This window comes from Geobacillus sp. ZGt-1, assembly GCF_001026865.1.
GTDB lineage: Bacteria > Bacillota > Bacilli > Bacillales > Anoxybacillaceae > Geobacillus > Geobacillus thermoleovorans.
This window is the reverse complement of sequence record NZ_LDPD01000099.1, coordinates 1-277: the sequence shown is the minus strand read 5'-3', so window position 1 is coordinate 277 and position 277 is coordinate 1. Positions and strand designations below refer to the sequence as shown.

Annotated in this window: 1 protein-coding gene; it reads left to right on the top strand. The window is 30.0% G+C overall.

Going from position 1 to position 277, the window contains the following annotated elements:
- Nucleotides 1-277 (top strand): TnsD family Tn7-like transposition protein (locus VU18_RS15785; RefSeq protein WP_047758481.1); only part of this gene is annotated, 277 nt, incomplete at both ends.

Here is a 277-nt window from a genome sequence, read left to right as displayed (position 1 = left end):
TTGAAAAACAACCCAAAAAGGAAGCGCCTACAATAAAAAAATTAGATGAACTAAAAAAGCGATGGTTAAATCTTGTTGAGCAATATCCGAACTATTCTCAAAATCAACTTAGAGAGTTAGATAAGGGGTTGTATACATTATTATATTATTACGCTAAAGAATGGTTACAACAAAATTCTCCGAAGGGAAAAACATATCATAACGGAAATAAAAGATTTAATTGGGAGGAAAGAGATAAACAGGTATTACCACTAATTAAGAAAGCTATAGAGAAAAT